This is a genomic window from Glaciimonas sp. PCH181, assembly GCF_003056055.1.
Lineage (GTDB): Bacteria > Pseudomonadota > Gammaproteobacteria > Burkholderiales > Burkholderiaceae_D > Glaciimonas.
The window spans coordinates 761,995-788,634 of the sequence record NZ_PYFP01000002.1; the positions used below are offsets into that span (position 1 = coordinate 761,995).

Sequence of the window (26,640 nt, forward strand, 5' to 3'; positions counted from 1 at the left end):
CTATGAACGCTTATCCCGAAAAGCCAAAGTTATCCAAATTGTTTCGCATGCAGTGGGAAGAGGCGCAAAACAACTATGTGCTGCTGTATCCCGAGGGCATGGTCAAACTCAATGAAAGCGCTGCCGAGATTTTAAAGCGCTGCGATGGCGAGCGTGATTGCGCGGCGATTGTGAGCGATCTGGAAACTACTTTTGAGATGCAGGATTTAACTGCCGATGTGGAAGATTTTTTGCGTACCGCCAATGAACAGGGCTGGATAAGGTGATCAGATGATGGACTTGACCGAAGCTCCCGCAGCACGCGCTGAAAGCAATCTTGCATCACCCCCATTGTGGCTGCTGGCCGAGCTGACTTATCGTTGTCCGCTGCATTGCGTGTTTTGTTATAACCCGTTGAATTACGCGGAAAATCGCAATGAGCTGACGACAGCGCAATGGTTTGATGTGATGGCGCAGGCGCGTAAATTGGGCGCGGCACAGTTGGGGTTTTCGGGTGGTGAGCCGTTATTGCGGGATGATTTGGAAGAGTTGATCGGCGAAGGCCATCGGTTGGGTTATTACACCAATCTGATTACGTCGGGTGTCGGCTTGACTGAATCGCGGATTGCTCGGATGAAGGAGCTGGGACTAGATCATATTCAGTTGTCGTTTCAGGATTCGACTAAGGAGATGAATGATTTCCTGACCAGTACCAAGACTTTCGATCTGAAATCGCGGGTGGCGAAACTGATCAAGCAATACGATTATCCGATGGTGTTGAATGTTGTTTTGCACCGTTATAACCTGGATCATATTGATCGCATCATTGAGATGGCGATTGAGATGGATGTGGAATATCTTGAGTTGGCGAATACCCAGTATTACGGGTGGGGGTTGGTTAATCGGGGGCATTTGCTGCCGAGCCGCGAGCAGCTGGAGCGGGCCGAGGCGACGGTGAATGCGTATCGCGCCAAAATTGGTAATAAATTACGGATTTTGTTTGTGGTGCCGGATTATTTTGAAGAGCGGCCGAAAGCGTGCATGAATGGATGGGGGTCGGTATTTTTGGCCGTGGCCGCGGACGGGACCGCTTTGCCTTGCCATGCTGCCAAGTCATTGCCGGGGTTTACTTTTCCTAATGTGACGGAAGATAGTGTGCATGATATTTGGCACCATAGCGATGCGTTTAACCGCTATCGGGGGGATGCCTGGATGAAAGAGCCTTGTCAGAGTTGCCCTGATAAGAAGAAGGATTTTGGTGGATGTCGGTGTCAGGCGTTTGCGTTGACTGGGGATGCTGCTAATGCAGATCCGGTGTGTAGTAAATCGCCGCATCATGCTGATTTGCAGAAGATTGTTTTGCATGCGCAGCCTGGTGGGAAAGTTGCTGGCTCAGCTGGATTAGCTGGATTGGTCGAGCCTGTGTTACAGCCGATTATGTTTCGCACTGATGCGAATTCGCTGCGATTTTCTGGTGGTGGTGGAGGTGCTATTTCTAAAAAATAATTTAGTTATAGTTGTTACGGTTTGGTGGTTGAATAACACGGTTTTCACTCCGTAGAGAGTTGCCGCGGGTAGCCCGGTGAACTAACCATGGAGAAAAACCCGTTTCAATTACCAAGCAACTAAACAAAATCATCCCGATACTGGCAAAATATCCCCACCCGAACAATCGCAACAATCCCACACTTATGCGCAACGAAGTTCAGCAAACAGCCCCTCGTACAGTAGATATCATCATTTACCCAGGCTTCAAAGCCCTGGAAGCCATCGGCCCATTAAAAGTATTCGACTACACCAACACCTGCCTGCGTCAGCGCCAGCGACCAGACGGCTACGAAGTCGCCATCGCCTCAACCAAAACCGGCACAATCACCTCCGACTCCCTGATGTCACTGCAAGCAACAAAAGCCATCAGCATGCTGGCGTTGCCCGACCTCGCCATGATAGTCGGTGCCCCCGATATCGAAAAAGCCCTCCTCGATTCACCTGAAATAGTCGAATGGGTCACCAACGCCGCACCAAAAATACAACGCCTCGCCGCGCTCTGCACCGGCAGTTTTTTTTTAGCTGAAGGCGGTGCCCTCGACGGCCGCCGCGCCACCACCCATTGGCGCTTCTCCGAACTATTACGCAAAAAATACCCTGCCGTAAAAGTCGACGCCGACGCGATCTTTATTCGCGAAGGCAACATCTGGACCTCCGCCGGGGTCACGGCAGGAATGGACCTGGCGCTGGCAATTGTCGAAGAAGATTTCGGGCCAGAAATCGCGCTCGAGGTCGCACGCGATCTGGTCATCTATCTGAAACGCCCCGGCGGCCAGTCGCAATTCAGTGTCCATCTCTCCAGCCAGATGACCACCCACCCCTCGATACGCCAATTACAAAGCTGGATCATGTCCCATCTGGACGAAGACTTAAGCGTGCCAAAACTAGCCGCAAGGGTCGCCATGAGCGAACGAAACTTCACTCGCGTGTTTCAACGCGAAACCGCCGACAGTCCTGCAGAATTTATAGAAAGCGCGCGATTTGAAGTTGCCCGGCGCATGCTGGAAGAAAACAACGCCCCGCTCAAACTGATTGTCCTGAAAACCGGCTTCCGCACAGAGGAAAAAATGCGCCGCGTATTTCAGAAAAAGATCGGCGTCACGCCCAAAGTCTATCGTGAGCGTTTCTCGACTACGTTATAAATGCGTATTGCCCGGCCTGCCGATCAAGGCAGGTTACTGATTAGCGCCCTCCCCATCGTCATTCAACAATCGCAATCCTATATCCACTATTATTGCTAACACGCATAGGTCTATGCGTGAGTTTATTCGGAAAAAGCAAAAAATACTCGGGCTGGATGGTGATTAGTTTTCACATCGACGGTGTCGCGCTTGTCTATATAAAAAGACCTGCCGGTGGTTAATGCCGTCTTTACGCCGGTGGTGCTACAGATGATTGCGGTCGGTGAAGAAACCGGCGATCTGGATGAGTTGATGGATGAAATCGCCAAAATGTATGAGCGTGAAGTTGATTACGAACTCAAAACGCTATCCTCGCAAATCGAGCCGATTCTGATCGTTGCGCTAGGCATTATGGTATTGATTCTGGCGCTGGGTATCTTTTTACCGATGTGGAATCTGGGCAATGTGGCATTGAAAAACTAAGCACAGTGCACGGCAGAGTCTGTTTTCAAGCGGGTTCTGCCGGGGATATAAAAATGCTAAAAATCTAAACAAAAACAAGCAAAAAAAGCTGCCATCAATAGCAGATTTTTCACATTGCGGAACGAATGTGGGGATCTGTATCAAATATCAATCTTCACCTGACAAGATCGCCAGTAACGCTAGCAGAGAATGCCTTCCGACATTCTCGCGCTCAACGCTACTGACTGCATCGATTGCTGAACTTATGTAATTACTGATGTAATTACTTACGTGCAGCGTTCGCCTTACCAACGTGCGCAGCAATCGCATCCATCAATGGTGGCGAGAGGCAATCGTACGGTGGCAAACCTAGCTCGACCAATCGTGCTCTGATCGCGCCCATGCTGTCAGGGCTGGTGCCTGTTTCCAGAATCGACGACACAAATGCGGCGAATTCCGGCGGTGCCCAACCACTCTCTGTCGAACGCTCAGTGTGCACAAAATCCAGGCCATGAAATGGATGTCCTGTATTTTCGATACGACCGTACATGTGCACGCCGCAATCTTTACACGCATGACGTTGAATCGCCGCGTTTGTATCGACAACTCTCAGCTTGTCGCCGTTAGCGATGACGTTAACGTTATCGCGTGAAGTCACCGCGATCTGTGCAAACAACGCGCCCTCTGGCTTCCAGCATTTAGAACAACCGCACACGTGATTGTGGGCAATTTGTCCCTTGATCGTGACCTGCACTTTGTTGGTAGAACAGGCGCAAGAAAGCGTGCCGCCAGCAAAGTCAGCCGCAGCTGGTTTCAAACCGTTATCGACGGCTGGATGGATTTTGACTGCTGTATTCATGAGATTTCTCCGTATGGATTTTATGGTTGTTAAAAGCTTGGTACTAAATGATGTGGTCATATTTGCGCCGTTACCGAGCGGCTCCATTTAGTTGTCGGTGGTGAAATCGTAAATGGTCTTCGATGAAGGTCGAAATGAAGTAATAACCATGGTCGTAGCCCGCATGCTGACGCAGCTCCAACGGCTGCTGCGCCTTTTCGCAAGCGGCATCAAACGCCTGCGGAAACAATTGGTCAGGCAAAAACTTATCGCTTAACCCTTGATCAATCAAAATCCCGTTCGGAAATGGTGCGCTCAGCTCCGCCATCAACGCGCTGGCGTCGTACTGCGACCAAGTACTTTGATCACCGCCGAGATAACCAGAAAATGCCTTGACGCCCCAAGGGCAATGCGATGGCGCACAAATCGGTGCAAATGCAGACACCGACTTGAACAAATCAGGATTGCGCAACGCCAACACCAGCGCCCCATGTCCACCCATCGAATGCCCGGTGATACCGATGTTCGCCGCATCGACCGCAAAGTTTTCTACGATCAATCCGTGCAGTTCCAGAATGTAGCTATACATCCGGTAATGCTGGCGCCACGGCGCTTCGGTAGCATCAACATAAAACCCCGCCCCGATGCCGAAATCCCAGCTATCGGCCTCACCCGGCACGTTAGCGCCACGCGGACTGGTATCCGGCGCAATCAGCATCAAACCTTGCTGCGCCGCCACCCGTTGCGCGCCGCCTTTGGTCATGAACGTCTCTTCCGAGCAGGTCAGTCCGGCCAGATAAAACAAGGCAGGAACATTGCCCTCTTTTGCCTGAGGCGGCAGAAATACCGAAAACCGCATCGGCAAACCGATCGCTGTCGACTGATGGCGATAGAACCGCTGCACGCCACCAAAGCAAGCGTGTTCGCTGATCAGTTCAAGCGGTGACACCGGTGTTTGGGTAGACATTGCGACCCCGCTCAATACAACACAACGGATCGAATCGACTCGCCGCTTTTCATCAGATCGAAGCCTTCGTTGATACGCTCCAGCGGCAATGTATGCGTAATCAAATCATCGATATTCAGTTTACCTTCCATGTACCAGTCAACAATCTTCGGTACATCGGTACGCCCGCGTGCACCACCGAAAGCAGAACCTTTCCACTCACGCCCTGTCACCAACTGGAACGGTCGTGTGCTGATTTCCTGGCCTGCTGCTGCCACGCCGATGATGAACGACTGGCCCCAGCCTTTATGCGTACATTCCAGCGCCTGACGCATCGTGGTGGTGTTACCGATGCACTCGAAAGAATAGTCGGCACCGCCATCGGTCAACTGCACGATATGATCGACAACGTTTGCAACTTCTTTCGGATTCACGAAATGCGTCATACCGAATTTGCGTGCCATTTCGATGCGGCCCGGATTGATATCGACACCGATAATTTTGTCAGCGCCGACCATTTTCGCGCCTTGAATCACGTTCAATCCAATCCCGCCAAGTCCAAATACAACAACATTCGCACCCGCTTCCACTTTGGCCGAGAAAACTACCGCGCCAACCCCGGTTGTGACACCGCAACCGATGTAGCAAGCCTTATCGAATGGCGCATCTTCGCGGATTTTTGCCAATGCGATTTCTGGTACGACGATGTAATTAGAGAACGTCGACGTTCCCATGTAATGGAAGATTGGCTTACCATCAATCGAGAAGCGCGAAGTCGCATCCGGCATCAAACCACGGCCTTGCGTCGAACGAATCGACTGGCATAAATTAGTCTTGCGGGATAAGCAATATTTGCACTGGCGACACTCTGGCGTGTACAGCGGAATGACGTGATCGTCCTTCTTCAGTGTGGTCACACCGGGACCGACATCAACCACAATACCCGCGCCTTCATGGCCCAGAATCGACGGGAAAATACCTTCAGGATCAGCGCCCGACAAAGTGTAATAGTCGGTATGGCAAATCCCGGTCGCCTTGATTTCGACCAGCACTTCACCCGCCCGGGGGCCGGCCAGATCAACTTCTTCAATGGTGAGCGGTGATCCGGCTTTCCATGCGACTGCGGCTTTCGTTTTCATCTATTGAGCTCCATAAAAAATTTTATAATCGTATTCTGCTGTCCGAAAAAGACGACAAATGGAAATCAGCAAAAATTTGGCTGAAAATGCCGCAATTCCGTCCGCATTTGCATCCCAACCTGACTTACAGTTACTAGTACCTGACCTGCTGGACATCACTCCGCCGACCACCCGCCTTTGGCTTGCTGACGTGCCATCAAACTGGTTTAAAAAATGCTGCACTGCAGTTAAACCGCATCAAACGTATCAATTCCGTACCAACACAACACCGCAGTGTTCCGCAAATCGCACATCACTTTCTTGCCCGATTTTGCCACCCCTGCATAATTTCTTCATCTGTCGGCTGGAGTAGGTTAGTATCGTCAGACACACAAAAAATGCAGATTCGGAAAGCTTATTCCGAACATAAGCAAAAAACAGTCCACACACATATTCGGCGTCAGACGGTGTTTTTCCCAACGCCAATATGCGATGTTTGTCAGAGGAGACACCATGACAGAAGTTGCGGAACAGCACGTTAAGCACGTCCATTCAGTTGTTCAAAGCAGAACGAAACCCGACGGCATTATTGGTGGAAATCCCATCGTTAATTCGTGGATCAGATGCTTAAACGAATACAGTCTGGACCCCGACAATTGCGATGAACCCATCGTTATCGGTAACGTTGAATTGCAAGAACGACAGGCACGTCTGGCAGATGTGCAAGAGGTCGCCAAGATCGAAATGGCGAACCTTTATCAGCAATTGGCCGGGTCCGGATACGCCATCATGCTGATGGATTGCGATGGCGTTTTACTCAATTATTTTGGCGACCCAAGCTTCACCCACGCGGCGTCAAAAACAGGCTTGATGCAAGGCGCAGTATGGAGTGAACGCTTGCAAGGCACCAACGGTATGGGTACTTGCCTGATCGAAAAAAGACCGATCATTGTTCATCAAAACGAGCACTATTTAGTCCGCAATATCGGCATCAGTTGCGCCGCTGCCCCCATCTGCAATCATCAGGGCGATGTGCTGGCAGTGCTGGATGCATCGGGCGAATCGAAACTGGCCCAGCAGCACACGTTGGCGCTGGTCAACATGTCGGTGCAAATGATTGAAAATCGGGTTTTTCTGCAACAATTTCATCGTGAATATATTGTCCGTTTTCATAACCGGCCTGAGTTCGTCGGCACGCTAAGCGAAGGCGCTATCGCTTTCGACGAAGCGGGCACCATTCTGGCCGCAACGCGCTGCGCGCAGTTCCAACTCGGCGTGCGTTCTCCTACCGAGATTTACGGTCGCAATATCACAGAATTATTTAATGTATCGCTGCCGGGATTGCTAGATAGCAGTCTCAAAAAAGCATTCCATCCAACCCCGATTTTTGAAGTCCGCAGCGGTGCCCGTTTTTTTGCGGTGATCTATCCGCCAGAGCCAACCCAGAGCGCATCGCGCTTATCTACGCAAAAACGTGATTTATTCAAAGCCGATAAAAGCGATAAAACTGCGCAGACGTCGCGGACCCCGCTGGACGAATTACATTTCGGCGATCTGGCGATGTCCGTCAACGTGCATGCGGCCAAGCGCGTGTTGGAACGCGACGTTGCGATTATTTTATTGGGCGAAACAGGGACCGGAAAAGAGATGTTTGCCAAGGCTGCGCATATGTCCAGCAGCCGCGTGCAGCAACCTTTCGTAGCGATTAACTGTGCGTCGATTCCTGAGTCTTTGATTGAGAGTGAACTGTTCGGTTATAAGTCCGGCGCGTTTACAGGTGCTAGCAAAGATGGTCAACGCGGCAAGATTTTTCAGGCAAATGGTGGCACGTTATTTTTGGATGAAATCGGGGATATGCCGATGTCATTGCAAGCGCGATTGTTGCGTGTGCTGGAAGAGCGGGAGGTCATGCCATTGGGTGGCGACCGGCCGATCAAGCTGGATATCCGGTTGATTAGTGCAACGCATTGCGATCTACAAACAAAAATTACAGAGAATCTTTTCCGCGAGGATTTGTATTATCGCTTGCTCGGTTTGACGATTACGTTGCCATCGCTGCGGGTGCGTACGGATAAGCAAGCATTGATTAAACATTTGTTGATTAAAGAAAGCGGCGGCGACAATAACATTGAAATCGATGACGATCTTTTGACGATTTTTGATCAGCATCGCTGGCCGGGGAATATCAGGCAATTGCGGCATCTGTTGCGGACGATGATTGCGTTGCGGGATGAGGATGTTTTGAGTGTTCGTGATCTACCGGAAGGGTTCTTTACGGGGTCATTGCCGAGCGTGGCGTTGCCGGTTGGGTGCGATGGCGGCGCGGGGTTGGAGGGGAAGCGGAATCCTTTGGAAAATGCCGAACGCGATGCATTGATTCAGGAGCTTGAGCAGCATGGCTGGAATATCACGACGTTGTCGAAGCAATTGAAGATGAGTCGGAATACCTTGTATCGGAAGATGCGGCGGCTTGATGTGAAGGAATTAGATCGTGTTACGGTTTAGCGCGATGGGATCGCGGTTTCTTTTTCAGGTGGGGGTTTGGCATCAATTAGGTTGGTGATTGATGCTAGCGCTATCAATTTTGGGAGAATTTCTTGTAACTGAAACGGTATGTTCTCTGTTGATGCAAGCCGGGGCGGACTGGGGCAGCCGGTCACTTTTTCTTGCTTCAGCTAGGCCCCTCGGCTTGCATCAACGGGGCACATACCGTGTTAAATACCGCCAGCCGAATTCCCATCACAATCCATCAAACGCTGCCACATCAACACTCACAGTCACAGCAGAAAACACCCTCTGCGGCAGCGACTGCCGCCAAGACGGGTCCAACAACTCCACCACCAACCCGGCCGGATTACACCCAATCGATGCCTGCAAGCCAGCAAACGACGTAGTCATCTGCGGATTAATTTCCAACACAACCGCCCCCGCATCAGACAAAATAAAATCCACCCCCACATAGCCCCATAACCCAGGAATAGCAGCAGAAATTTGCTGCGCCAAACGATCGAATTCACCCGAAGAATCCGCAAAACTATTAATCATGCTGCCCAAAAAATATAACTGATTATCCCGCACCGCAATACGTTGCTTATTACAACTCAACACCCGTGCCCACCCATCACAACAAAGCAAAGAAAGACTACAAGGCTGACCGGAAATAAACGGCTGCAAAACATAATCATCATCCCCATTCGCCTCTATCCACGCCAGGGCCCGAACAGGCCCGCTAAAGATACGCGTATCCCTGCACCCCGCTCCTTTATCCGGCTTAACCACCCACGCCGAAGCCACAATTTGATCGGATAAATTATCCTGCGAAGTATAAGTCGGGGCCACCAACACACCAGCATCCCGCAATGTCTGAATAGTACATAACTTGCTAGCCGCCACCCGTACCGCATCCGGCGCACTACCCAACAAAATCCGACCGGCACCCAGCACCCGCTGCGACAACACAGCCAATATCTCGTTAGCCTCAGGCGCAACTAGCCAGACAGCATCTGCCGCCACGACACAATCATCGAATTGGGATTCAAAACTGCCAGAAACCGAAACTACCTGCACAGACTGCGCCAATACCGGATCAAGCCCCGGCAAACGCGCATCGCGCATCACAGTGACATTCACCTCCGGCAGTGCCGCAAGATCGGCTAGCAATGCGCGATGCATCATCTCGCCATGATGCATATCGGCAGAGCGATATTCTTGATTCGTCCGGCCACCGCCTGACGAATAATCGAATAAAAAAACATCCATAAGAACACCGTTGTTTGAAATTCAGCGCAGTGACCTGCTGCATCATACTTAGGCGTAGAAAACGCCGTTTGTGCTGAGGTGCCCTTTAGTACATCGCCGCGAACATTGTCCGATCTCGGCAGCTACACCTCTTCCCGGCCATCGTCAGACAATCTCCTAAGACAACTCTGATGAACTGCACTTCATTACGTAAAACTGATCAGGCATTATTGTCATTTTTCTCCGCCATCGAACAATCAAAACACCACTACCTTTAATGCTTGCTGTTCTCTTCTTTCGCCAGCGTCAACGTTTCTTCCATACGCAATAAATCTTGCGGTTTAGCAGCCGGTGCGCCAGCTGGTGCAGCTTTCCCGGCAGGCACAGCTGTAGCGATCTGATACACCCCGCCAGACACTTTATCGCTCAGAACAAACGTATATCGCTTATTCACGAACTTCCCCAACCGCTCATGCTGCGGGTCATTCAGATATGGCTGAATGCTGACCTCGCTGCCCGCCAGCGGCTTGCCTTTATACGTAAACGTGATCGGTTTAACTTGCGCGGCACCGGCCAACGCCAACCGAATTCGCCTGCGAAAATAATTAGATGAACCGCCGGTTTGCTGCTGCATCTGCGCGATATCCCACTCTAGAAATCCGAGCAGGATCGGATTGCCCTGCGCATGTTCCATCTCTGGAATTTCTAGTTTCCGGGTGCCGGTCAAAAACCGTAAGGACACCGATGCAGAACCGTCCGGATTGATTTTAGTCACATCGACATGCACTTCGTCGCTCACAGCAGGTTTGCTATCGGCAATTTTTTTATACGTATAAGTCAGGTCTTGCGGCTTACTTATATTCTGCAAATGATTGGTTTGAAACAGCAACACCTCAGCAGGCGATATCGGCTGCACTGGCGCTGCTGGCGCTGCTGGCACCGCTTGTGCCGCCACCATTTGGGCCGCCATCAGGCAAACACCACCGCATATTATTTTCGGAAATTTGCGAATCTGGGAAAGGCGATGTCCGAATAAATGCAGCATTGAAACTCCTATAAAAATCATGGCTTGCAAATCAAGAATCAGGATGCGCCAACGCCATTGCCGCCAGCGCATTCATGACCGTTATTTTCCCGGCACAATCAGATTGTCCTGCGCATCAACCAGCGGCACGCCGTAGTCCTCAAGAATGGCTGTAATTTTTTTCTGATTTTTAACAATCAACTGATCGATCTGATCTTTAAATGCCTTCTCGCCATACCGCACACCCATCGCGATACTGAAATCCATCGGCATGTGCGGTTGCGATTTAAACGGAATGGCCACGATCGGAACAGTCGTCGATTTCTTGGCGAAATAACCGGCAATCGGCCCCCAAAGAAAAGCCACGTCGATTTTTCCGTTAGCCAGATCTTTTTCTACCATCTCGCCGGGATATTGATCCGGATCGCCGGTTTGAGTTTGATAAGACACCATCTGATTGGCCAGACCGTTTTTAAGCAACCAATCCACTACTGGCGAACGTCCGAATACCCCTAAGCGCAGCGCTTTTAGTTTGGCCGGGTCCAGCTTCAGCAAATCCTCGGGCGTCTTGATATCGTCAAGTCCGCGTCCTTTGGCATACGCCATCGCATACGCGGAACGATAGTACGGCTGCGTCGTCGCGCCAAGATCAAACCCAACCGCGACGCCGGTCACCAAATCGCATTTGAAATTATCCGAATTTGGCTCTTTGGCCTTCAAGGTATTGCGCACATAACCCATGCGCTGCGGATACCAGGTGTACTCCACTTTCCAGCCCAATTCCTGACCGAAAAGTGCAGCAATTTTATTCTCAAAACCCTTCAAATCCCGACTGGAAAACGGCAGATTGTTGGGATCCTGACAGACCCGCAACACTTTTTCATGCTCCGGTTCCGGATCTGCTGCATGTGCAGGAATTGCTCCCAGCGCGGCAATCAACAGAAACCCACCGACGCCAACTCTACCTCGGCAAACACGCCCAAAAACAGGCCCCACGCGCTGTATCCACGTGCCCTTTTCACCGCCAGAATTGTCGAGTTTTTTCACTATTTTATTTCCTCTAAGCGGCCCGGTTTGATCGCCCCGTCAGAACGACCTTTAAGAAACGCGTACAGAAAATCGATGTTCTCAACGACTTGCTTGCTGCCATTAAAATTCGGCATGCCTTTTTCCATCCGGCCAAGCAGTACAGTTGTTTTGAATTGTTCTTTGGTCAGGACTTTAAGGCTATCGACCAGCGCTGGGCCGACCAGACCTTCCTGATTTGCGCCGTGACAACGTTCGCACGCCATCGCGCGCCATGTGTGCCAGCCTTTGATCGTGTTGCTATCCACTTTGTTACCATCCACCACCGTATAGAGCGGTGCATCTGCGGCGCGTGTCCCGCCGATTGTGCCTAACATGAGTACGCTGGCAATCACTGCTTGCGTTGCTACCTTAAATGCTGCTTGCATAGTGCTTGTAGTCATTAAAATACCTCTCAAATCTAAATTTTTCCTGACTTCCGCAGCCACCGCGCTGACACCCCTGTTGATGCAGGGATGTCAGACTCGGTACAGCGTTGTCAGAACAACGATAACGCCGTGCTGCTTCTTATACTTCTACTTCTACTTTTATACGCCCGCCTTGCCTGGCAGTGCGAACACTGTCAAGACACCGCCCAGTTCGGTGTAGTTAGCCAAGTCTTTATAGCCGCCCACTGCGCCCAAACCATCGGTGGATTTCTCCAGACCTGCGGCCAGGCCGATACCGGCCCAACCACCGATGCCGGACAGCACACCGATATATTGTTTGCCTTTAAATGACCATGTATGAACGTTGCCGATAATGCCCGATGGGGTTTTGAATCTCCATAGTTCCTTACCGTTGTTGTCCACTGCTTTGATGTAGCCTTCCAGCGTGCCGTAGAACACGACGTCACCGGCAGTCGACAACGCACCGCTCCAGACGGAGAATCTTTCTGGCTTGGACCAGACGATTTTGCCTGTACCGGCATCCCAGGCAATAAAGTTACCCATGTTGCCTTTGGCTGTTGCTGGGTACATTGAGAGCGTGGCACCAACATACGGCTGACCTGCTGTGTAATCAACTTTGAATGGCTCGTAGTCCATGCAGACATGGTTAGTCGGCACATAAAACAGACCAGTTTTTGGTGAGAACGAGGCTGGTTGCTGATCCTTCGTACCCAGTGCTGTTGGGCAAATACCTTTGATGTTGACATCAGGACCTTGACGGTCTGTGCTGTACTTTGCATCAAGGATAGGACGACCTGTTTTCATGTCGACGCCTGAGGCCCAGTTGACAGTTGGATCGTATTTTTCAGCGACTAACAATTCGCCGGAAGAACGGTCCATCGTGTATGCAAAGCCATTACGGTCCATGTGAACCAACGTCTTGCGCTGCTGACCTTTGACCTTGATATTGGCCAAAATCATTTCGTTGACGCCGTCATAATCCCACTCGTCATGCGGTGTCATTTGGAAGACCCATTTGGCTTCGCCGGTATCCAGATCGCGGGCAAAAATAGTCATCGACCATTTGTTGTCGCCAGGACGTTGGCTTGGGTTCCATGTACTTGGATTTCCGCTGCCGTAGTACACAAGGTTCAACGCAGGATCATAGCTATACCAGCCCCAGGTTGTACCGCCGCCGAGTTTCCATTGATCGCCGCTCCATGTTTTGAGTGAAGAATCTTTGCCGACTGGCGCCATCTTGCCGTCAGTCCAGGTCATGGTTTTTTGTGGGTCCATCAGCATTTCAGCATCTGGTCCGGTGCTGTAGGCTTTCCAGACTTCTTTGCCAGTATTGATGTCGTAGGCAGTCAAACGACCACGCACACCGAATTCGCCACCGCTGATACCGGTGATGACTTTATCCTTGAAGATATGCGGTGCGTTGGTAGTGGTTTCGCCGATTTTTGGATCGCCGACTTTGACTTTCCAAATTTCTTTACCAGTCTTGGCATCCAAGGCGACCAACGTTGTGTCGGCCTGTTGCAAGAAGACTTTATTGTCTGCGTAAGCAACGCCACGATTGACCGTGTCGCAACACATTACAGGGATAACGGCCGAGTCTTGTTTAGGCTCGTATTTCCATTTTATTTTCTGGTCTTCGAGATTAACCGCAAACACTTTGTTAGGGAATGGACTATGCACATACATCGTATCGCCGACTACCAACGGGCCGCCTTCATGACCGCGCAAAACACCAGTAGAGAAGGTCCACGCCACTTGCAGATTCTTGGCGTTACTTTTATTGATTTGTTTAAGTTCACTGTAACGTTGATTCGCAAAATTACCGGCCTGCATTGCCCAATTATTTGAATCTTTGGTGAGCGCCTCAATATCGGAACTCGCGGATGCGAAAACTGGTACCGCGAGTAACACCGCGTATTGCCACCAGTTTCTGAAGCTCTTTCGGGATGACATGTCTAATCTCCTTGTTAATTTTTTTTAAGGTAGAACACCATCGATGTAACTTGCCGCCTCTCCAATTTTTAGCGGTAAGTAGCAGGGCTGGTAAGGGGTGATAACTGCCACTTTGAAACGTAGTACACACGCATTTCAAATCATTCCGAATGAACACTCAGCATATTGCGTGCCAACCGCGGCGCTACAGGGTGCATCCTGGATACAGCAAGCCGTCGCTGGCAGCTCGCTCCCAAGTAACAGAGGGAATAACTACCTTCTCTTAGCGGAGTTGTGGGGCTATATCCGGATTTTTATGCTGCAAAGCACCATGTTCTGCTTGATGAACAGTTGGGCAAAACGTATGCGCCACGTTTGTGTCATTTTCGTGCCACTGGCATCGCCAGCGGAGTTGAAGAAGGTTGTATTACGCCTGTATTAACGGAAGACTTCGAATGAATGGAAGTCGAAAATAATGGCGGTTTGGGAGGTGTGTCACTACGCCGTATCGGTGGCGTAGCCGAGCGAGCGCTCGCCTTAACAGTGGCTAGGCTAACGACGTGATTAACCACCGCCGGACGATCTTTCGCAGACGGTGTTTTTGAGTATTTGATGGTGGGCAGAACGCCGGTTTATAACGCGATTACGCAGTGTAAATCGCGCCCATAAGCAGTGTTAGTCCATAAAGATAACTACGTTATAGCGTAGCGTTCCCGGCTCACTGAACGAAGCAGGCAGCATTAGCCGCAGTCTGAATTGTCTTGTATTTCTTCGCCATCGCTTTCACCATTTCAGGATCGCGAAACTCTGCACCGCGCTCGCCACCCATGGTCTGAGAACGCAGCGCCACCGACAGTTCGACGTAATCTTCATACTTCAGTTGCGTTGCGATATTTTCGATTGCGCATGAACATTTGTATAAATACTCATACTTCCCAGCGTGATTTTTCATGCATTCAAGAACATACTCAACCCGATCCGAAGTCGGAAAATCGTTGGCATAAGCAGTGATGGGTGCAGCGACTGCCAACAGCAACAACAGGCGGAAAACCTTCATTTCGTCTCCATTTATTTTATATTTCGTACTAAGGAAAAATAAAAGTGAGCATATTTCATGCCATGAAGGGGCTGCTGGTATCGAAATGTAATTTAATCGTTTTATAACCTTATAAACCGAGTACTTTTCTACGTCTGCCAATAATGGTAAAAACTTGATTACCTCTTCAATTTACCCAGAAATAGTACGATGCTCAGAGGCAGCATCAACCTTGACATAATCGTAAAGAGTTTTATCAATACGAATGAATATGGTTACGCTCATTTTCCGCCCTGACTACATTTGTAGTAGGGCTTCATACATACTTACATTTACACCAACCACCGGCTGTTACTGAACCTAACTATCGTGACAGTTATATGTCATCGGTAAGCAGTAACAGCCATCCAGATAATGACTTAGCCTGCCTTACGTCGTCCAAAAAACGGATAACTCGGATCGGTATAACCCGGTGTCGAAGCATGTCCCGGTGCAACCAGACTATCTACCAGCGCCTCATCCTCGGCGGAAATCTTGACGTCTATCGCGGCATAATAATCTTCCATTTGCGCCAATGTGCGCGGTCCGGCGATGACTGAGCTGATGTTCAGATTTGCCAGCACCCAGGCGGTGGCAAACTGGCCCAGTTGAATTCCACGGGCTTCGCTGTGTTGCTTCAGGTGTTGAGCGATTACTAGCGATTCTTCCCGGAATTCGGTTTCCATGATGCGTTTGTCGCCGCGACTTACGCGGGTGTTTTCCGGGGGCTGCTGGCCCGGCAGGTATTTGCCGGTAAGTACGCCACGCGCAATCGGGCTGTAAGGGACGACGCCAAGGCCGTAATGAGCGCATGCAGGCAAAATTTCGACTTCCGGCATCCGGTTTAGCAGATTGTAATAAGGCTGACATACGATCGGTTGTGGCACGCCAAGTTTTTCGCATAAACGGACGACTTCAGCAATTCGCCAACCGCGAAAATTGGAGAGACCAAAAGCACGAATCTTGCCTTGCCGAATTAGATCGCCAAGACTGCGCACCGCTTCTTCCAGATTTTCGTCATGATAATCACGGTGCAGATACAGAATATCGAGATAGTCCGTACCAAGACGCTTGAGGCTGCTTTCCACCTCGCTGATGATCCAGTGACGCGAATAATTAGATTGATTTGGTTGCGTGCTCATCGGATTGCCGAGCTTGGTGGCGAGCACCCAATTTGGACGATCGGCAGCCAATACTTTGCCGACCATTTCTTCAGAACCGCCTTTGCTGTAGACATCCGCCGTATCGATAAAATTAACGCCATGTGCGCGGGCGGAGGCGACAATCCGCTCCGCTTCGCCGATGTCAGTCTGATCACCGAACATCATGGTGCCGAGGCAGAGCGCGGAGACCTTCAGATTGCTATTGCCGAGACGTCGATATTGCATCATCTTTTATCCTGTTTTTTGGTTGAGAAACCCGACGGCAAACGATCATTGCCGATGACATCGGGGATTCCAGACGCATATTATGGACAAAAAATGCAGGATGAACTGAAAACGGCCATTTTTGGATTTTTTCGGTCGCTGGAGATGCGCGGTGCACCTCCCTGCCGTTTTAAACTAACGGCAGCGGACTAACCGTTACCCGCACCTCAAGCGTCTGCTCACCACCGCCTAAGACGATGCCGCGCATAGGCGTGACGTCGCTAAAATCGCGGCCCCAGCCTAAAGTAATGTGCTCGGTTTGTACCAGACAACGATTGGTCGGATCGAAATCAATCCAGCCCAGTTCCGGACAAAATACCGAGACCCAGGCGTGCGATGCATCCGCGCCGATCATGCGAGGTTGTCCCGCTGGCGGATGGGTCAGAATATAGCCGCTGACATAGCGCGCTGGCAGGCCCAGACTGCGTAGACAGCCGATCATTAATTGCGCAAAATCCTGACAGACGCCGCGCCGACCTTTTAACACTTCTTCTAACGGCGTTGAGATTTCCGTCGCTTTATCGTCGAACTCAAAATCTTCAAAAATCCGCTGCGTTAAATCCAGCGCGGCATCCAGCAATGGTCTGCCTTCGGTATAACTAATGAGCGCATATTCTTCCAATTCAGCGCTGAGATTGACGTGCGGCGACGCATATAAATAGCGGCACGCTTCCAGTCCGGCGGCGGTCTTGTCATGCTGTACGCTATCGCGCAGACTCTCCCACGGACGCGTCCCTTTGATCTGTGCCAACGCGACGCGAGGCTTGAGAACAACGACCGACTCAGCCAGCACCAGCAACGTTTTGTGCGGTACCGTGATGGAGAGATGGCGGGTGATATTACCAAAATAATCGTGACCGTCAGAGCCGTCTTCTTGCGCTGGCTCAATCCGAAGTTGATGCGATTCGGACTGCTGATAAGGGAAAGATCGCGGCGTCAAATGCAGGTATTGCTGCGACAGCGTGACGACGCTCTGATAGGTATAAAGGGTTTCGTGCACGACACGGTAACGCGCACACGGCAAGCCCGAGATCAAGGCAACCGGCGCAATCGGCACAACCTGCGCTGCAAAATCGCTCATGCCGTTTTCCTGTCTTGAGAGTTATCGGTATAGCTAAAAAACTGCAGGCTAATTTGTTCTGACATAGCTTCGCTGGCGACCTGAATACGTTGCAGCAAGTCAATCAAATGCGCGTTGCCGCAATACAGATCGGTTTCCGGTGCCAGCGCTAATAACTCATCTCTGAATGGGACCAGACGCTCTTCACCACAAGCACCGTAAGTCAGGGCTATTTTTCTGAGACTTTTTACAATGCCGGAGACCTGAAACAGGATCGAGCGCGGATTGGTCTCATCCATCAGCAGCAGATCAAGCACCGGCAGCCATTCTGGTTGCGCCCGATAACGTGCGCGATAAGTCACGATACTATCCGAGAGTTCCAGCAGCCAATCCAGATTACCGTTGGCATCCATCTCCAGCGCACGCTGTAAAACAATACTTTGAAACTGAAGTCGCTCCAGACGGCGCCCCAGAGAAAGGAAACGCCATCCCAGATCGCGGGTCATGCCATCTAAGGCAAAACCGGCCATGGTCATCAGGGATTCAGTGGCGTCGTCCAGAATCGTCATTGCTTCTGACTGCGATAGACGATGCGTGTCGCTGACCTCGCGCTGCGCCATGCGATTCAGCGCACGCCAGTTATCCACCGACAAGCGCTCCCGCAATTGACTGGCAATGCTGTAGAGTTGTTGTTGTTGTCTGGCAAGGCCAGGCACATCGGGCGAGATAACCGCCCGCAGCAACGTCGCCTCAATCTGCGTGTCACTAAAAATCGCTTCGGTTTTAGTAATCGCGCTTTGGCTTTGCGTATGCGCTTGAGTCTGAATTTGCGTATGCATTTGGGTCTGCATTTGCGTCTGGCTTTGCCCCTGACTCTGGCTTTGCTCTTGCACCGATATGAGCGCTGCATCTGGCTCTATAGCCGCATCTGCATCCGCGTCTTTCTCAGCATCTTCAATATCGATCAGATGAAACCAAATACACAAAGATTCTACCGTCGGCCATTCAGCGCCGCGATACGCTGGTCCTACGTTAAACAGAAAATTCAACGTCACCCGCAACAACCGTCCAATGTTGTCACAGCGATCCGCATGGCGACCAAACCAAAACAGATTTTCTGCCATACGGCTCGACAAATTAGTGTCATCACGGACTAAATCTGCGCTGGTTGTCGTACGGCGGGAAAGGCTCTGCGCAGTAACCTGTCGGCTCGCCTGCACCCACGTATCTTTGCTGCCACCGCCGCGCTGCATGGTAATGACCCGTGCATCCGGTCCTGTAGCGACCCGCGTCAGGCCGCCCGGCATGACGACGTAGCCTTGCGGCGTGGCACACGCATACACGCGCAAACCAATCGCACAAGCGCTGAGGCCACCCGCTGCGCCTGATTTCCAGACTGGGCCTTGCGACAAGCGCACCAATTCCTGCGCGACATAATCGTTAGGCTTGGCGCGCATGGCGGTGATAAATTTTTCGCGCTCTGCGCCTTTTAAATCCTGACCAAAAACCGGATACTGCCGCAATTGCGGGAAGCTTGGTTTGATCACCAACTTATCCATCTTTTCGATAACTTCATCCAACGCCGCCGGTTCGCCGCACCACCACGTTGCGACCGATGGCATTTTTAACGGCTCGCCCAACAGACGTTCACATAATCCCGGCAAAAACCCTAGCAACGCGCCTGATTCCAGCAAACTTGATCCCAGACTATTCGCGATCAGGACATTGCCGCGCCTAGCTGCTTCAGTCAATCCGGCGACGCCGAGACCAGAATCAGGCCGCAATTCCAACGGATCGCAAAAATCGTCATCGACCCGGCGCATGATGACGTGCACGCGTTGCATGCCGGACAACGTTTTTAGCCAGACGATGCCATCGCGCACGGTCAGATCCCCGCCTTCTACCAGCGGCAAACCCAGATAACGCGCCAAATATGCTTGCTCGTAATAGGTTTCGTTGTAAGGGCCGGGTGTTAACAACACGATCAGCGGCGATTCGCTACTGCGCAGCGGCACGCCGTCCGTCCCTTTAGCGGCGCACAAACGGCCCCATTGGGCCAAACTGTCGCGCATCGTATTAAAGAATTCAGTCAGATGCTGAACGTTCAGGTCACGCAATAAATCGGGGAAAGTACGCGCAATAATGGCGCGATTTTCCAGCGCATATCCGGCACCGGACGGCGCTTGCGTACGATCTGCGACGACCCACCACGCGCCGTTCGGGGCACGTGCCAGATCGACCGCATAAAAATGCAGGGCTACATCGTCGCGATGTTGCATCCCGTGACATGGACGCAAAAAACCGGCATGACCATGGATCAATGCCGGTGGCAGCAGGCCTTCTTCGAGCATTTTCTGATCGCCATACACATCGCCCAGAATCCGGTTCATCAGCGTTGCCCGCTGGATAACAGCGGCTTCGATTCCAGCCCATTCGTCTTGCGGCAAAATCAGTGGCAGGACATTTAAATCCCACGGGCGCTGCATTCCTTTGGCGTCGGTATAAACGTTGTAGGTAATGCCGTTTTCGCTCACCTGTCTTTGCACCGTTTCGATGCGTTCACGCATCTGCTCCGGTGTTTCTCCTCCCAGACTGTCCAGCATAGTGCGCCAATGCGGGCGCGGCTGATCTGAGGCATCCAACATTTCATCAAAACTGTCTGGCGGGGCGCTGTAGCCGGTGAGTAATTGTTTATACATTTTGTTGCTCATTCCTCTTGCAAGCGATTCCAACGGCGTGCGGGGTCGCGTAAGAGTCTGTCCGACTCACGGATAATCGGCTGAAAAATGGGCTGAACGGTCTATATTCAGCGGGGACGCCGAGTCAGATTCTTGACCAATAGCCACTATTGGCGCTTCGAACCGGTGATATCCGTCTTTTTCTGCCCATTTTTCGCTTCGACTCCGCAAATCCGACAGACTCCTGGCCGGGTCGCAGAGACCGAATCATATACGAATCGGCCCCCGCCTCCCAGTCAGATAACCCCACACTCCGAATCTATACGATCAATAGGCGTGCCAACGCAAATCGAGCGTCATTGGAAAGCTTGGATTGAGATCTTCTTTCTGTACCGTCATAGGGCCCGGCGTATGCCCATGCGCCCAAAAACGTGCAAAACGACGTGCTTCAGCCGCATTCGCGTTCACCGGTGCTGTCGCTTCACTGCGACCGCCCGGATGCGTAACGTGATAAGTACAGCCGCCAATTGCGCGGCCGCTCCAGGTATCGACCAGATCAAACGTCAGCGGTGCATGCACCTTGATCGTCGGATGCAGGGCTGACCAAGGGCTCCATGCGCGGAATCGTACGCCAGCCACGTATTCGCCCGGAATCCCGGTTGGATGCAATGGCAACATGCGGCCATTACAAGCAATCACGTGACGCCCGTCAGTCAAGCCACGCACCAGCAACTGCATGCGCTCTACCGATGAATCGACATAACGTGCTGTGCCACCGGCAGCCATTTCTTCGCCCAGAACATTCCACGGCTCAATTGCCTGACGCAATTCCATCTCCACACCTTCATAGACCACGGTGCCAAAACGCGGGAAGCGGAACTCGATAAACGGATCGAACCAATGCTCTTCAAATGCATAGCCAGCAGCGCGTAAGTCTTTCGCCACATCGCGGATATCCTGCGCCACGAAATGCGGCAACATCCAGCGATCATGCAGCGCCGTGCCCCAATGCACCAATTTGGACTGATACGGCTGACGCCAGAAGCGCGCTACCAACGCCCGCAGCAGCAACATCTGCAACAAACTCATGCGTTCGTGCGGCGGCATTTCAAATGCTCGGAACTCCACCAGTCCCAATCGCCCGGTCGGGCCATCGGGAGAATACAATTTATCGATAGAAAATTCTGACCGATGCGTATTTCCGGTCAAATCGACCAGCAAATTGCGCAGCAAACGGTCCACCATCCACGGTTTGTCGCCCGGATGCATGGTTGGCAAAACTTTATCCATTTGCTGGAACGCAATCGCCAGCTCATACAGATTATCGTCACGCGCCTCATCCACCCGGGGGGCCTGACTAGTCGGTCCGATAAACGTGCCAGAAAACAAATATGACAGCGCCGGATGATTTTGCCAGTACGTAATCAGACTTTTAAGGATATCCGGACGTCGCAACATCGGGCTATCTTCAGCAGTTGCACCGCCCAAGGTCGCGTGATTACCGCCGCCGGTCCCGGTATGGCGGCCATCGACCATGAATTTTTCTGTGCCCAGGCGCGTCAGCCGCGCCTCTTCATACAGCGTCGTCATGTTGTAGACCAACTCATTCCAGCTAGCCGCAGGGTGAATATTCACCTCAATGACGCCCGGGTCCGGGGTGACGCTAAGCAGTTTGATGCGCGGATCGCGCGGTGGCGGATAACCCTCAATCCACAGCTTCAGTTTGAGCTTGGCAGCCGTATTTTCGATCGACGTTACCAGTGCCAGATAATCCTCGATACGCTTCAGCGGCGGCATAAAAATATGCAAACGCCCGTCGCGCACCTGCACGCACAAGGCGGTGTGAATTACTTCACGCGGTGCGGGTTTAGGATCAACGACAGCAGCGCCAGCCGCAGCCGTGGCAGCCTTGCTCTTGTCAGCATCGATACTTAGCGTAGGCCGTTTGCCGTTCTTTGCTGCCGCCAACGAGCCGCGTGGCGCGAACGGATCAACGTCGAATTCATCCGGTTTATCATCCGGCATCACCCACGGCAGCGCGTTCAGAGGCAACCGCAAACCCATCGGCGAATCGCCCTCAATCAGATACAAATGCTCGCGCTTGATCGGCCATGCCGACGAACGCCAGACTGTTCCCAGCGAGACGCCCGGATCGAAATCCTTGGCTTTCAGCGGCAACACATAGCCAACAATTTGTCCCAGACCACGCGCTAACAGGCGTGCCAGACTGCGCCGTTCTTCCGGCGCATCCAAATCGGCCTTGAGCGGGTCCAGATTTACCGGCAAGCCCTGCTCGCGCTGCGCCTGTAGCATCACATCTTCATAGGCAGGAATCAGACTATTGGCAGGCAAACCGAGGGCCCGCACCAATTCGGTCGTAAAACGGGTCGCCTCTTCGCTGCTATAACCGTCGCTTTTTTCCTCATCCGAGAATAAAGTCGCGTCGGTCCACATCGGCTGACCATCGATACGCCAAAAGATATTCAAGGCCCAGCGCGGCAACGGCTCGCCCGGATACCATTTTCCTTGCCCGTAATGCAGCATTCCGCCGGGGGCAAAATGGTTTTTCAGACGATGCATCAGTTGACCGGCTAATTCACGCTTTTTATCGCCGTGCGCCAAGGTATTCCATTGCGGACCGTCCATATCATCGACCGAAACAAAGGTCGGCTCACCACCTTGGGTCAGACGCACATCCTGACGCTTCAGGTCAACGTCGACTTGCTGACCTAACTTGTCAATCTTGGCCCAATCCGCTTCTGAATACGGCTTAGTCACGCGTGGATCTTCGTGAATCCGCGTGATCGTCATTTCATGGAAGAAAGTAACCTCAGCCTTGTCGGTAAAGCCGCTGACCGGCGCTGCCGACGACGGCATTGCGGTACAAGCCAGCGGAATATGGCCTTCGCTTGCCAGCATGCCGGATGTTGGGTCCAGCCCGATCCAGCCAGCGCCGGGGATATACACCTCGGTCCATGCGTGCAAATCGGTAAAATCAGTTTCTGGCCCGGTAGGACCATCCAATGACTCTTGATCGGCCTTCAGTTGAATCAAATAACCGGATACAAAACGCGCCGCCAAGCCCATTTCACGCAAAATTTGCACTAATAACCAACCAGTATCGCGGCAAGAACCAGACCCAATTTTGAGGGTATCTTCCGGCGTTTGCACGCCCGGCTCCATCCGCAACAAATACGCGATATCGCCCTGCAAACGTTGGTTAATTGCGACTAAAAAGTCATTAGTAGCGAGAGACTTCTTCAGAATATCCCGGCGTGCGGCGGCGACCCACTCCACCAGCAACGGGCCGGGCTCATCGACTTTAAGATAAGCGCTCAGCTCGGCGGTCAGTTGTTTTGGATAGCTGAACGGGAAATGTTCGGCGTATTTCTCAACAAAGAAGTCAAACGGGTTAATAACCGTCATATCTGCGACCAGATCGACCGCAAATTCCAGCACATCGGCCTTTTCCTGGAACACGAAACGGCCAATATAGTTGCCGTACGGATCTTGTTGCCAGTTGATAAAGTGATCTTCAGGCGTAACAGTCAGTGAATACGACAGAATCGGGGTACGTGCATGGGGAGCAGGACGCAAGCGCACTTCATGCGGTGACAGTGTGACCAGGCGATCATAGTGGTAGCTGGTTTTATGGTGCAGCGCGACACGGATGGCCATTGGATGGTGCCTTTCGATGAATGTTGACGCAAAATTGGGCGAAACAAACGATGCATGTAAGCCCTAAATACCGCGGGAAATGATCTATTTCCTTTAAGCAGGATTCATACCCGAAAAACGGGATCACGTAGCGGCAAGCGGCAGAGTCAATACCCGGCGCGTCTTTGTACCCCGTTGCACGTCTCAAGGTAGCGAAAATTGACGATGGAATGGTCTCGCCGTCTGGCCTGCGAACGGTCTTGCGACCGGCAATTTAGCCGCCTTGCGATCTCGATAGTCTACTGCAATGTTTGGCGGTGAGAGGGGCTGGGTGACAAGTATTTTTTGGGAGGGAGATGGTAGGGGTATTGACGCAAAACGCTGTTATCGCGACGACTAGACGCCAGAATCAGAATGATCGTGTTTATTTGCCGCATCCTCACGAACCCGAGGAGGAATTCCAGAAGCTGTGGGAGAGCTGATCGTACAGTCTCCCAAATAATATTGAGACGGATATCAAAGTAGACATGCGTAAGGCGGTTGCGCATTCCTTTCATGCTTCGCCACGGCACGGCTGGATATCGTTCCAGAAAATTACCATGATTCTGCAATAGCTTCTGCAGCCTCAACGATGCTGATGATATTGAGAATCACTGCCTGTTGAGTACGTTTGTCTGCAAAAAATACGTCCTTCTCTAGACCATCAACGTAGAATAAGGCACCTCGTATTTGAGTATTTTCCGGCAGACGCATTTTATGTTTTGACGTCTCAATTCAAGGTATAGCGCTGCCTTCATAAAATATTCTTTAACTTTGTGTTTCCGGACCATCAATTTTTTCATCTGGATCTTGCTTGCCATGTCGTGCGATCAGAAGGACCTCTTCGAGATTCAATTTCACGGTGCTCGTGTTGCCTATGTACCCTCCCAAAGCCTCGGTCGCACGCTTAAGTATTTCATCAGCAGTAACGCGCATATGCGAAATCAAGTTTTCAATATCGCCTCTGTCAGGCCCTGAAAATCGCGCAATTTTGCTAACAATCAGGTCCACCGGACTCAATACATATATCTCAATATAGTCTGTGTCGACAGGAACTTTAATCGAATCCTGCTGATAATCTTCGTGCATCAGGGCAAATGTGCTGTTGTAAGATGCGTCCAGGTACAACACATTGCCCGCTGCAGTTTCCACGAGGAGGTCTGAAGGTACTAAAAATCGCTTCGAAAACTCGGCATCGACATCCATCGTTACTCTGCTCGCCGTATAAAGATGCGTCGCCATTCCGCCGGCGATGAACATCTTCACTGGCTCCTTCAAATCCAGACTTTCATTAAGCTTCTTGACCAGTTGTACAAGACCTGTGGCGAGGTCGGTATCGGTATTAAAACGAATATTCTCTACCATGTACGTATCCCGGAAAGTTGACGATCCAGAAGGTTGCGAACACGTGGCAGATCTCGTACGAGGCCCGCCTGGACTACTTCAGGAAAAGATCGTGGTTGCAGCGGTTGATGCGCATCGAAATAGGCTTTTGTTGCTTTCTCTAAGGCCGCGGCAACCTCGGGATGTCTTGTCTTGACCAACTGTGCGACCAAGCGGAACACATCGGCCTCATTCGCACTTGCCGGAAGACTATTTTCGGCTGCAGCATTCATGCAGAGCTTCACGAGTGCATCTTCGCTTTCTCTATTCCACGCTGTTGATGTAATTTGCGCATCCGCAGGCGGCACGTGGCTGATCATAAAATTTTCCTCTTCAGTCTGATACACAGCGCAATACTATCTCTTACCTAGCGGCTCCATTCTCTACTCATTGTGTATATTCAACAATTATTTTGCAGCGCATACACTTTTTGCCTATTTGATATCAAACTTGATATCGCGTTGTTTCTGCCCATTGTGCTTGCAAAAGCGACTAATAAATGCCATCTTGCGAAATTTCGTCATCGGGACCGGATTAATCAATTTAGCTTGAGATTCAACATGCGAATCGTCAAGCTGATCACAGCCAAAATACATTTATTGCGGCTGGCTGAACGGCCTGCCCAGGGCGGCGGCGTTCATCATCGCAAAAGGTCGTCACCCGCTGGTGAAAGTAGCCATTCGATGCATCTTCAACGGGAAAGATGAAGTGGCGGACTTTATGGTTGCCAAATCGCCGCTTCCGATGATTTTGATGAGACCTGCCGCATTGAAATCAAACGGCCGCGAATAAAATAAAGTACGGTGCTTTATTGTTAGCAAGCACCGTGCTGCATTATTCTTCGTCATGGCTAGAAATGATCCCCAAATGAATCTGCGCATTCCCGTTACTCTAAAAGAGCAAATTGAAGATGCTGCTGCAGAAAATGACCGTTCATTGACGGCTGAAGTGGTTAAACGACTTCAGCAAACTTTTACGGAAAAAAATAATTCACCATTACTTCTATCGGCGGAAAATCAATTGCAAACGCTTACAGAGCAAATAGAATTGCTTTCTAAAAGAGTCGATGCGCTTACTACTCAAATCTCCCGCAAAAAATAAATGTAAACAAAAACACACTCCGCCAATATTTGGCGCGGT

Annotated in this window: 24 protein-coding genes and 1 pseudogene; 8 read left to right on the top strand and 17 right to left on the bottom strand. The window is 51.3% G+C overall.

The genetic code is table 11. From position 1 onward, the window contains the following. Positions 1-2 precede the first annotated feature (2 nt). The 4 genes and pseudogenes from pqqD to C7W93_RS16595 all read left to right on the top strand — a co-directional run. The gene (gene pqqD, locus C7W93_RS16580; RefSeq protein ID WP_108441392.1) at positions 3-266 is read left to right on the top strand and encodes a pyrroloquinoline quinone biosynthesis peptide chaperone PqqD; all 264 of its coding nucleotides are present in this window, start codon (positions 3-5) and stop codon (positions 264-266) included. Between the two features lie 4 nt (positions 267-270). Next, the gene (gene pqqE, locus C7W93_RS16585; RefSeq protein ID WP_108441393.1) at positions 271-1,485 is read left to right on the top strand and encodes a pyrroloquinoline quinone biosynthesis protein PqqE; all 1,215 of its coding nucleotides are present in this window, start codon (positions 271-273) and stop codon (positions 1,483-1,485) included. A 185-nt stretch (positions 1,486-1,670) separates the two neighbouring features. After that, the gene (locus C7W93_RS16590; protein WP_108441394.1) at positions 1,671-2,669 is read left to right on the top strand and encodes a GlxA family transcriptional regulator; all 999 of its coding nucleotides are present in this window, start codon (positions 1,671-1,673) and stop codon (positions 2,667-2,669) included. A 225-nt stretch (positions 2,670-2,894) separates the two neighbouring features. Beyond that, a pseudogene (locus tag C7W93_RS16595) lies at positions 2,895-3,131 on the top strand (type II secretion system F family protein); the annotation flags it as partial. A 262-nt stretch (positions 3,132-3,393) separates the two neighbouring features. Here C7W93_RS16595 and gfa read toward each other — a convergent pair. The 3 genes from gfa to C7W93_RS16610 form a co-directional block, all read right to left on the bottom strand. Then, the gene (gene gfa / locus C7W93_RS16600) at positions 3,394-3,969 is read right to left on the bottom strand and encodes an S-(hydroxymethyl)glutathione synthase (RefSeq protein ID WP_108441395.1); all 576 of its coding nucleotides are present in this window, start codon (positions 3,967-3,969) and stop codon (positions 3,394-3,396) included. Between the two features lie 70 nt (positions 3,970-4,039). Next, a complete protein-coding gene (gene fghA / locus C7W93_RS16605; protein WP_108442177.1) occupies positions 4,040-4,915 on the bottom strand; it encodes an S-formylglutathione hydrolase in 876 nt (291 codons plus the stop codon). Positions 4,916-4,926: 11 nt separating this feature from the next. Continuing rightward, positions 4,927-6,033, bottom strand: a complete 1,107-nt coding sequence (locus tag C7W93_RS16610; protein ID WP_108441396.1) for an S-(hydroxymethyl)glutathione dehydrogenase/class III alcohol dehydrogenase — start codon at positions 6,031-6,033, stop codon at positions 4,927-4,929. 58 nt (positions 6,034-6,091) lie between these two features. Here C7W93_RS16610 and C7W93_RS16615 point away from each other — a divergent pair, with 58 nt between their 5' ends. Next, entirely contained in the window at positions 6,092-6,385 is a 294-nt protein-coding gene (locus C7W93_RS16615; RefSeq protein ID WP_108441397.1) for a hypothetical protein, read from the top strand. Between the two features lie 140 nt (positions 6,386-6,525). Beyond that, entirely contained in the window at positions 6,526-8,517 is a 1,992-nt protein-coding gene (locus tag C7W93_RS16620; RefSeq protein ID WP_108441398.1) for a sigma-54-dependent Fis family transcriptional regulator, read from the top strand. 234 nt (positions 8,518-8,751) lie between these two features. Here the strand turns inward: C7W93_RS16620 and C7W93_RS16625 are convergent, their stop codons facing one another. The 5 genes from C7W93_RS16625 to C7W93_RS16645 all read right to left on the bottom strand — a co-directional run bounded on the left by C7W93_RS16625 (position 8,752) and on the right by C7W93_RS16645 (position 14,202). Continuing rightward, entirely contained in the window at positions 8,752-9,771 is a 1,020-nt protein-coding gene (locus tag C7W93_RS16625) for an ATP-grasp domain-containing protein (protein ID WP_108441399.1), read from the bottom strand. Positions 9,772-10,024: 253 nt separating this feature from the next. Then, complete coding sequence (locus C7W93_RS16630) at positions 10,025-10,795, bottom strand: hypothetical protein (RefSeq protein WP_146177574.1); 771 nt, start codon at positions 10,793-10,795, stop codon at positions 10,025-10,027. An 81-nt stretch (positions 10,796-10,876) separates the two neighbouring features. After that, positions 10,877-11,716 carry a substrate-binding domain-containing protein gene (locus C7W93_RS16635; protein ID WP_201747310.1) on the bottom strand — a complete coding sequence of 280 codons (840 nt, stop codon included), beginning with the start codon at positions 11,714-11,716 and terminating at the stop codon, positions 10,877-10,879. A gap of 104 nt (positions 11,717-11,820) precedes the next feature. Then, the gene (locus tag C7W93_RS16640; protein ID WP_225869970.1) at positions 11,821-12,177 is read right to left on the bottom strand and encodes a cytochrome c; all 357 of its coding nucleotides are present in this window, start codon (positions 12,175-12,177) and stop codon (positions 11,821-11,823) included. A gap of 210 nt (positions 12,178-12,387) precedes the next feature. After that, the gene (locus tag C7W93_RS16645; protein ID WP_108441401.1) at positions 12,388-14,202 is read right to left on the bottom strand and encodes a methanol/ethanol family PQQ-dependent dehydrogenase; all 1,815 of its coding nucleotides are present in this window, start codon (positions 14,200-14,202) and stop codon (positions 12,388-12,390) included. 112 nt (positions 14,203-14,314) lie between these two features. On the opposite strand from C7W93_RS16645, the gene C7W93_RS24490 reads away from it, so the two are divergent. Further along, on the top strand, positions 14,315-14,623 hold the full coding sequence (locus C7W93_RS24490; RefSeq protein WP_146177575.1) for a hypothetical protein: 309 nt from the start codon (positions 14,315-14,317) through the stop codon (positions 14,621-14,623). A gap of 276 nt (positions 14,624-14,899) precedes the next feature. Here C7W93_RS24490 and C7W93_RS16650 read toward each other — a convergent pair whose 3' ends face one another. From C7W93_RS16650 to C7W93_RS16690, 9 genes are all read right to left on the bottom strand, one after another. Beyond that, a complete protein-coding gene (locus C7W93_RS16650; protein WP_108441402.1) occupies positions 14,900-15,238 on the bottom strand; it encodes a hypothetical protein in 339 nt (112 codons plus the stop codon). A 398-nt stretch (positions 15,239-15,636) separates the two neighbouring features. Next, on the bottom strand, positions 15,637-16,644 hold the full coding sequence (locus tag C7W93_RS16655; protein ID WP_108441403.1) for an aldo/keto reductase: 1,008 nt from the start codon (positions 16,642-16,644) through the stop codon (positions 15,637-15,639). Between the two features lie 169 nt (positions 16,645-16,813). Beyond that, positions 16,814-17,764: a transglutaminase family protein gene (locus tag C7W93_RS16665; RefSeq protein ID WP_108441405.1), complete on the bottom strand. Its 951-nt coding sequence runs from the start codon at positions 17,762-17,764 to the stop codon at positions 16,814-16,816. Then, the gene (locus tag C7W93_RS16670; RefSeq protein ID WP_108442180.1) at positions 17,761-20,442 is read right to left on the bottom strand and encodes a circularly permuted type 2 ATP-grasp protein; all 2,682 of its coding nucleotides are present in this window, start codon (positions 20,440-20,442) and stop codon (positions 17,761-17,763) included. The genes C7W93_RS16665 and C7W93_RS16670 overlap by 4 nt, the downstream gene beginning before the upstream one ends. A 306-nt stretch (positions 20,443-20,748) precedes the next feature. Beyond that, a complete protein-coding gene (locus C7W93_RS16675) occupies positions 20,749-24,099 on the bottom strand; it encodes a DUF2126 domain-containing protein (RefSeq protein ID WP_108441406.1) in 3,351 nt (1,116 codons plus the stop codon). Between the two features lie 278 nt (positions 24,100-24,377). After that, positions 24,378-24,635, bottom strand: coding sequence for a DUF86 domain-containing protein (locus C7W93_RS25505; protein ID WP_370446476.1), 258 nt, complete (start codon positions 24,633-24,635; stop codon positions 24,378-24,380). 37 nt (positions 24,636-24,672) lie between these two features. After that, positions 24,673-24,831 (bottom strand): hypothetical protein, encoded by a 159-nt coding sequence (locus tag C7W93_RS24855; RefSeq protein WP_201747325.1) that lies wholly within the window; start codon positions 24,829-24,831, stop codon positions 24,673-24,675. 54 nt (positions 24,832-24,885) lie between these two features. Further along, positions 24,886-25,482 carry a DUF6036 family nucleotidyltransferase gene (locus tag C7W93_RS16685; protein WP_108441407.1) on the bottom strand — a complete coding sequence of 199 codons (597 nt, stop codon included), beginning with the start codon at positions 25,480-25,482 and terminating at the stop codon, positions 24,886-24,888. After that, positions 25,476-25,820 carry a hypothetical protein gene (locus tag C7W93_RS16690; protein WP_108441408.1) on the bottom strand — a complete coding sequence of 115 codons (345 nt, stop codon included), beginning with the start codon at positions 25,818-25,820 and terminating at the stop codon, positions 25,476-25,478. The genes C7W93_RS16685 and C7W93_RS16690 overlap by 7 nt, the downstream gene beginning before the upstream one ends. 526 nt (positions 25,821-26,346) lie before the next feature. On the opposite strand from C7W93_RS16690, the gene C7W93_RS16700 reads away from it, so the two are divergent. Continuing rightward, on the top strand, positions 26,347-26,601 hold the full coding sequence (locus tag C7W93_RS16700) for an Arc family DNA-binding protein (RefSeq protein WP_108441410.1): 255 nt from the start codon (positions 26,347-26,349) through the stop codon (positions 26,599-26,601). Positions 26,602-26,640 lie beyond the last annotated feature (39 nt).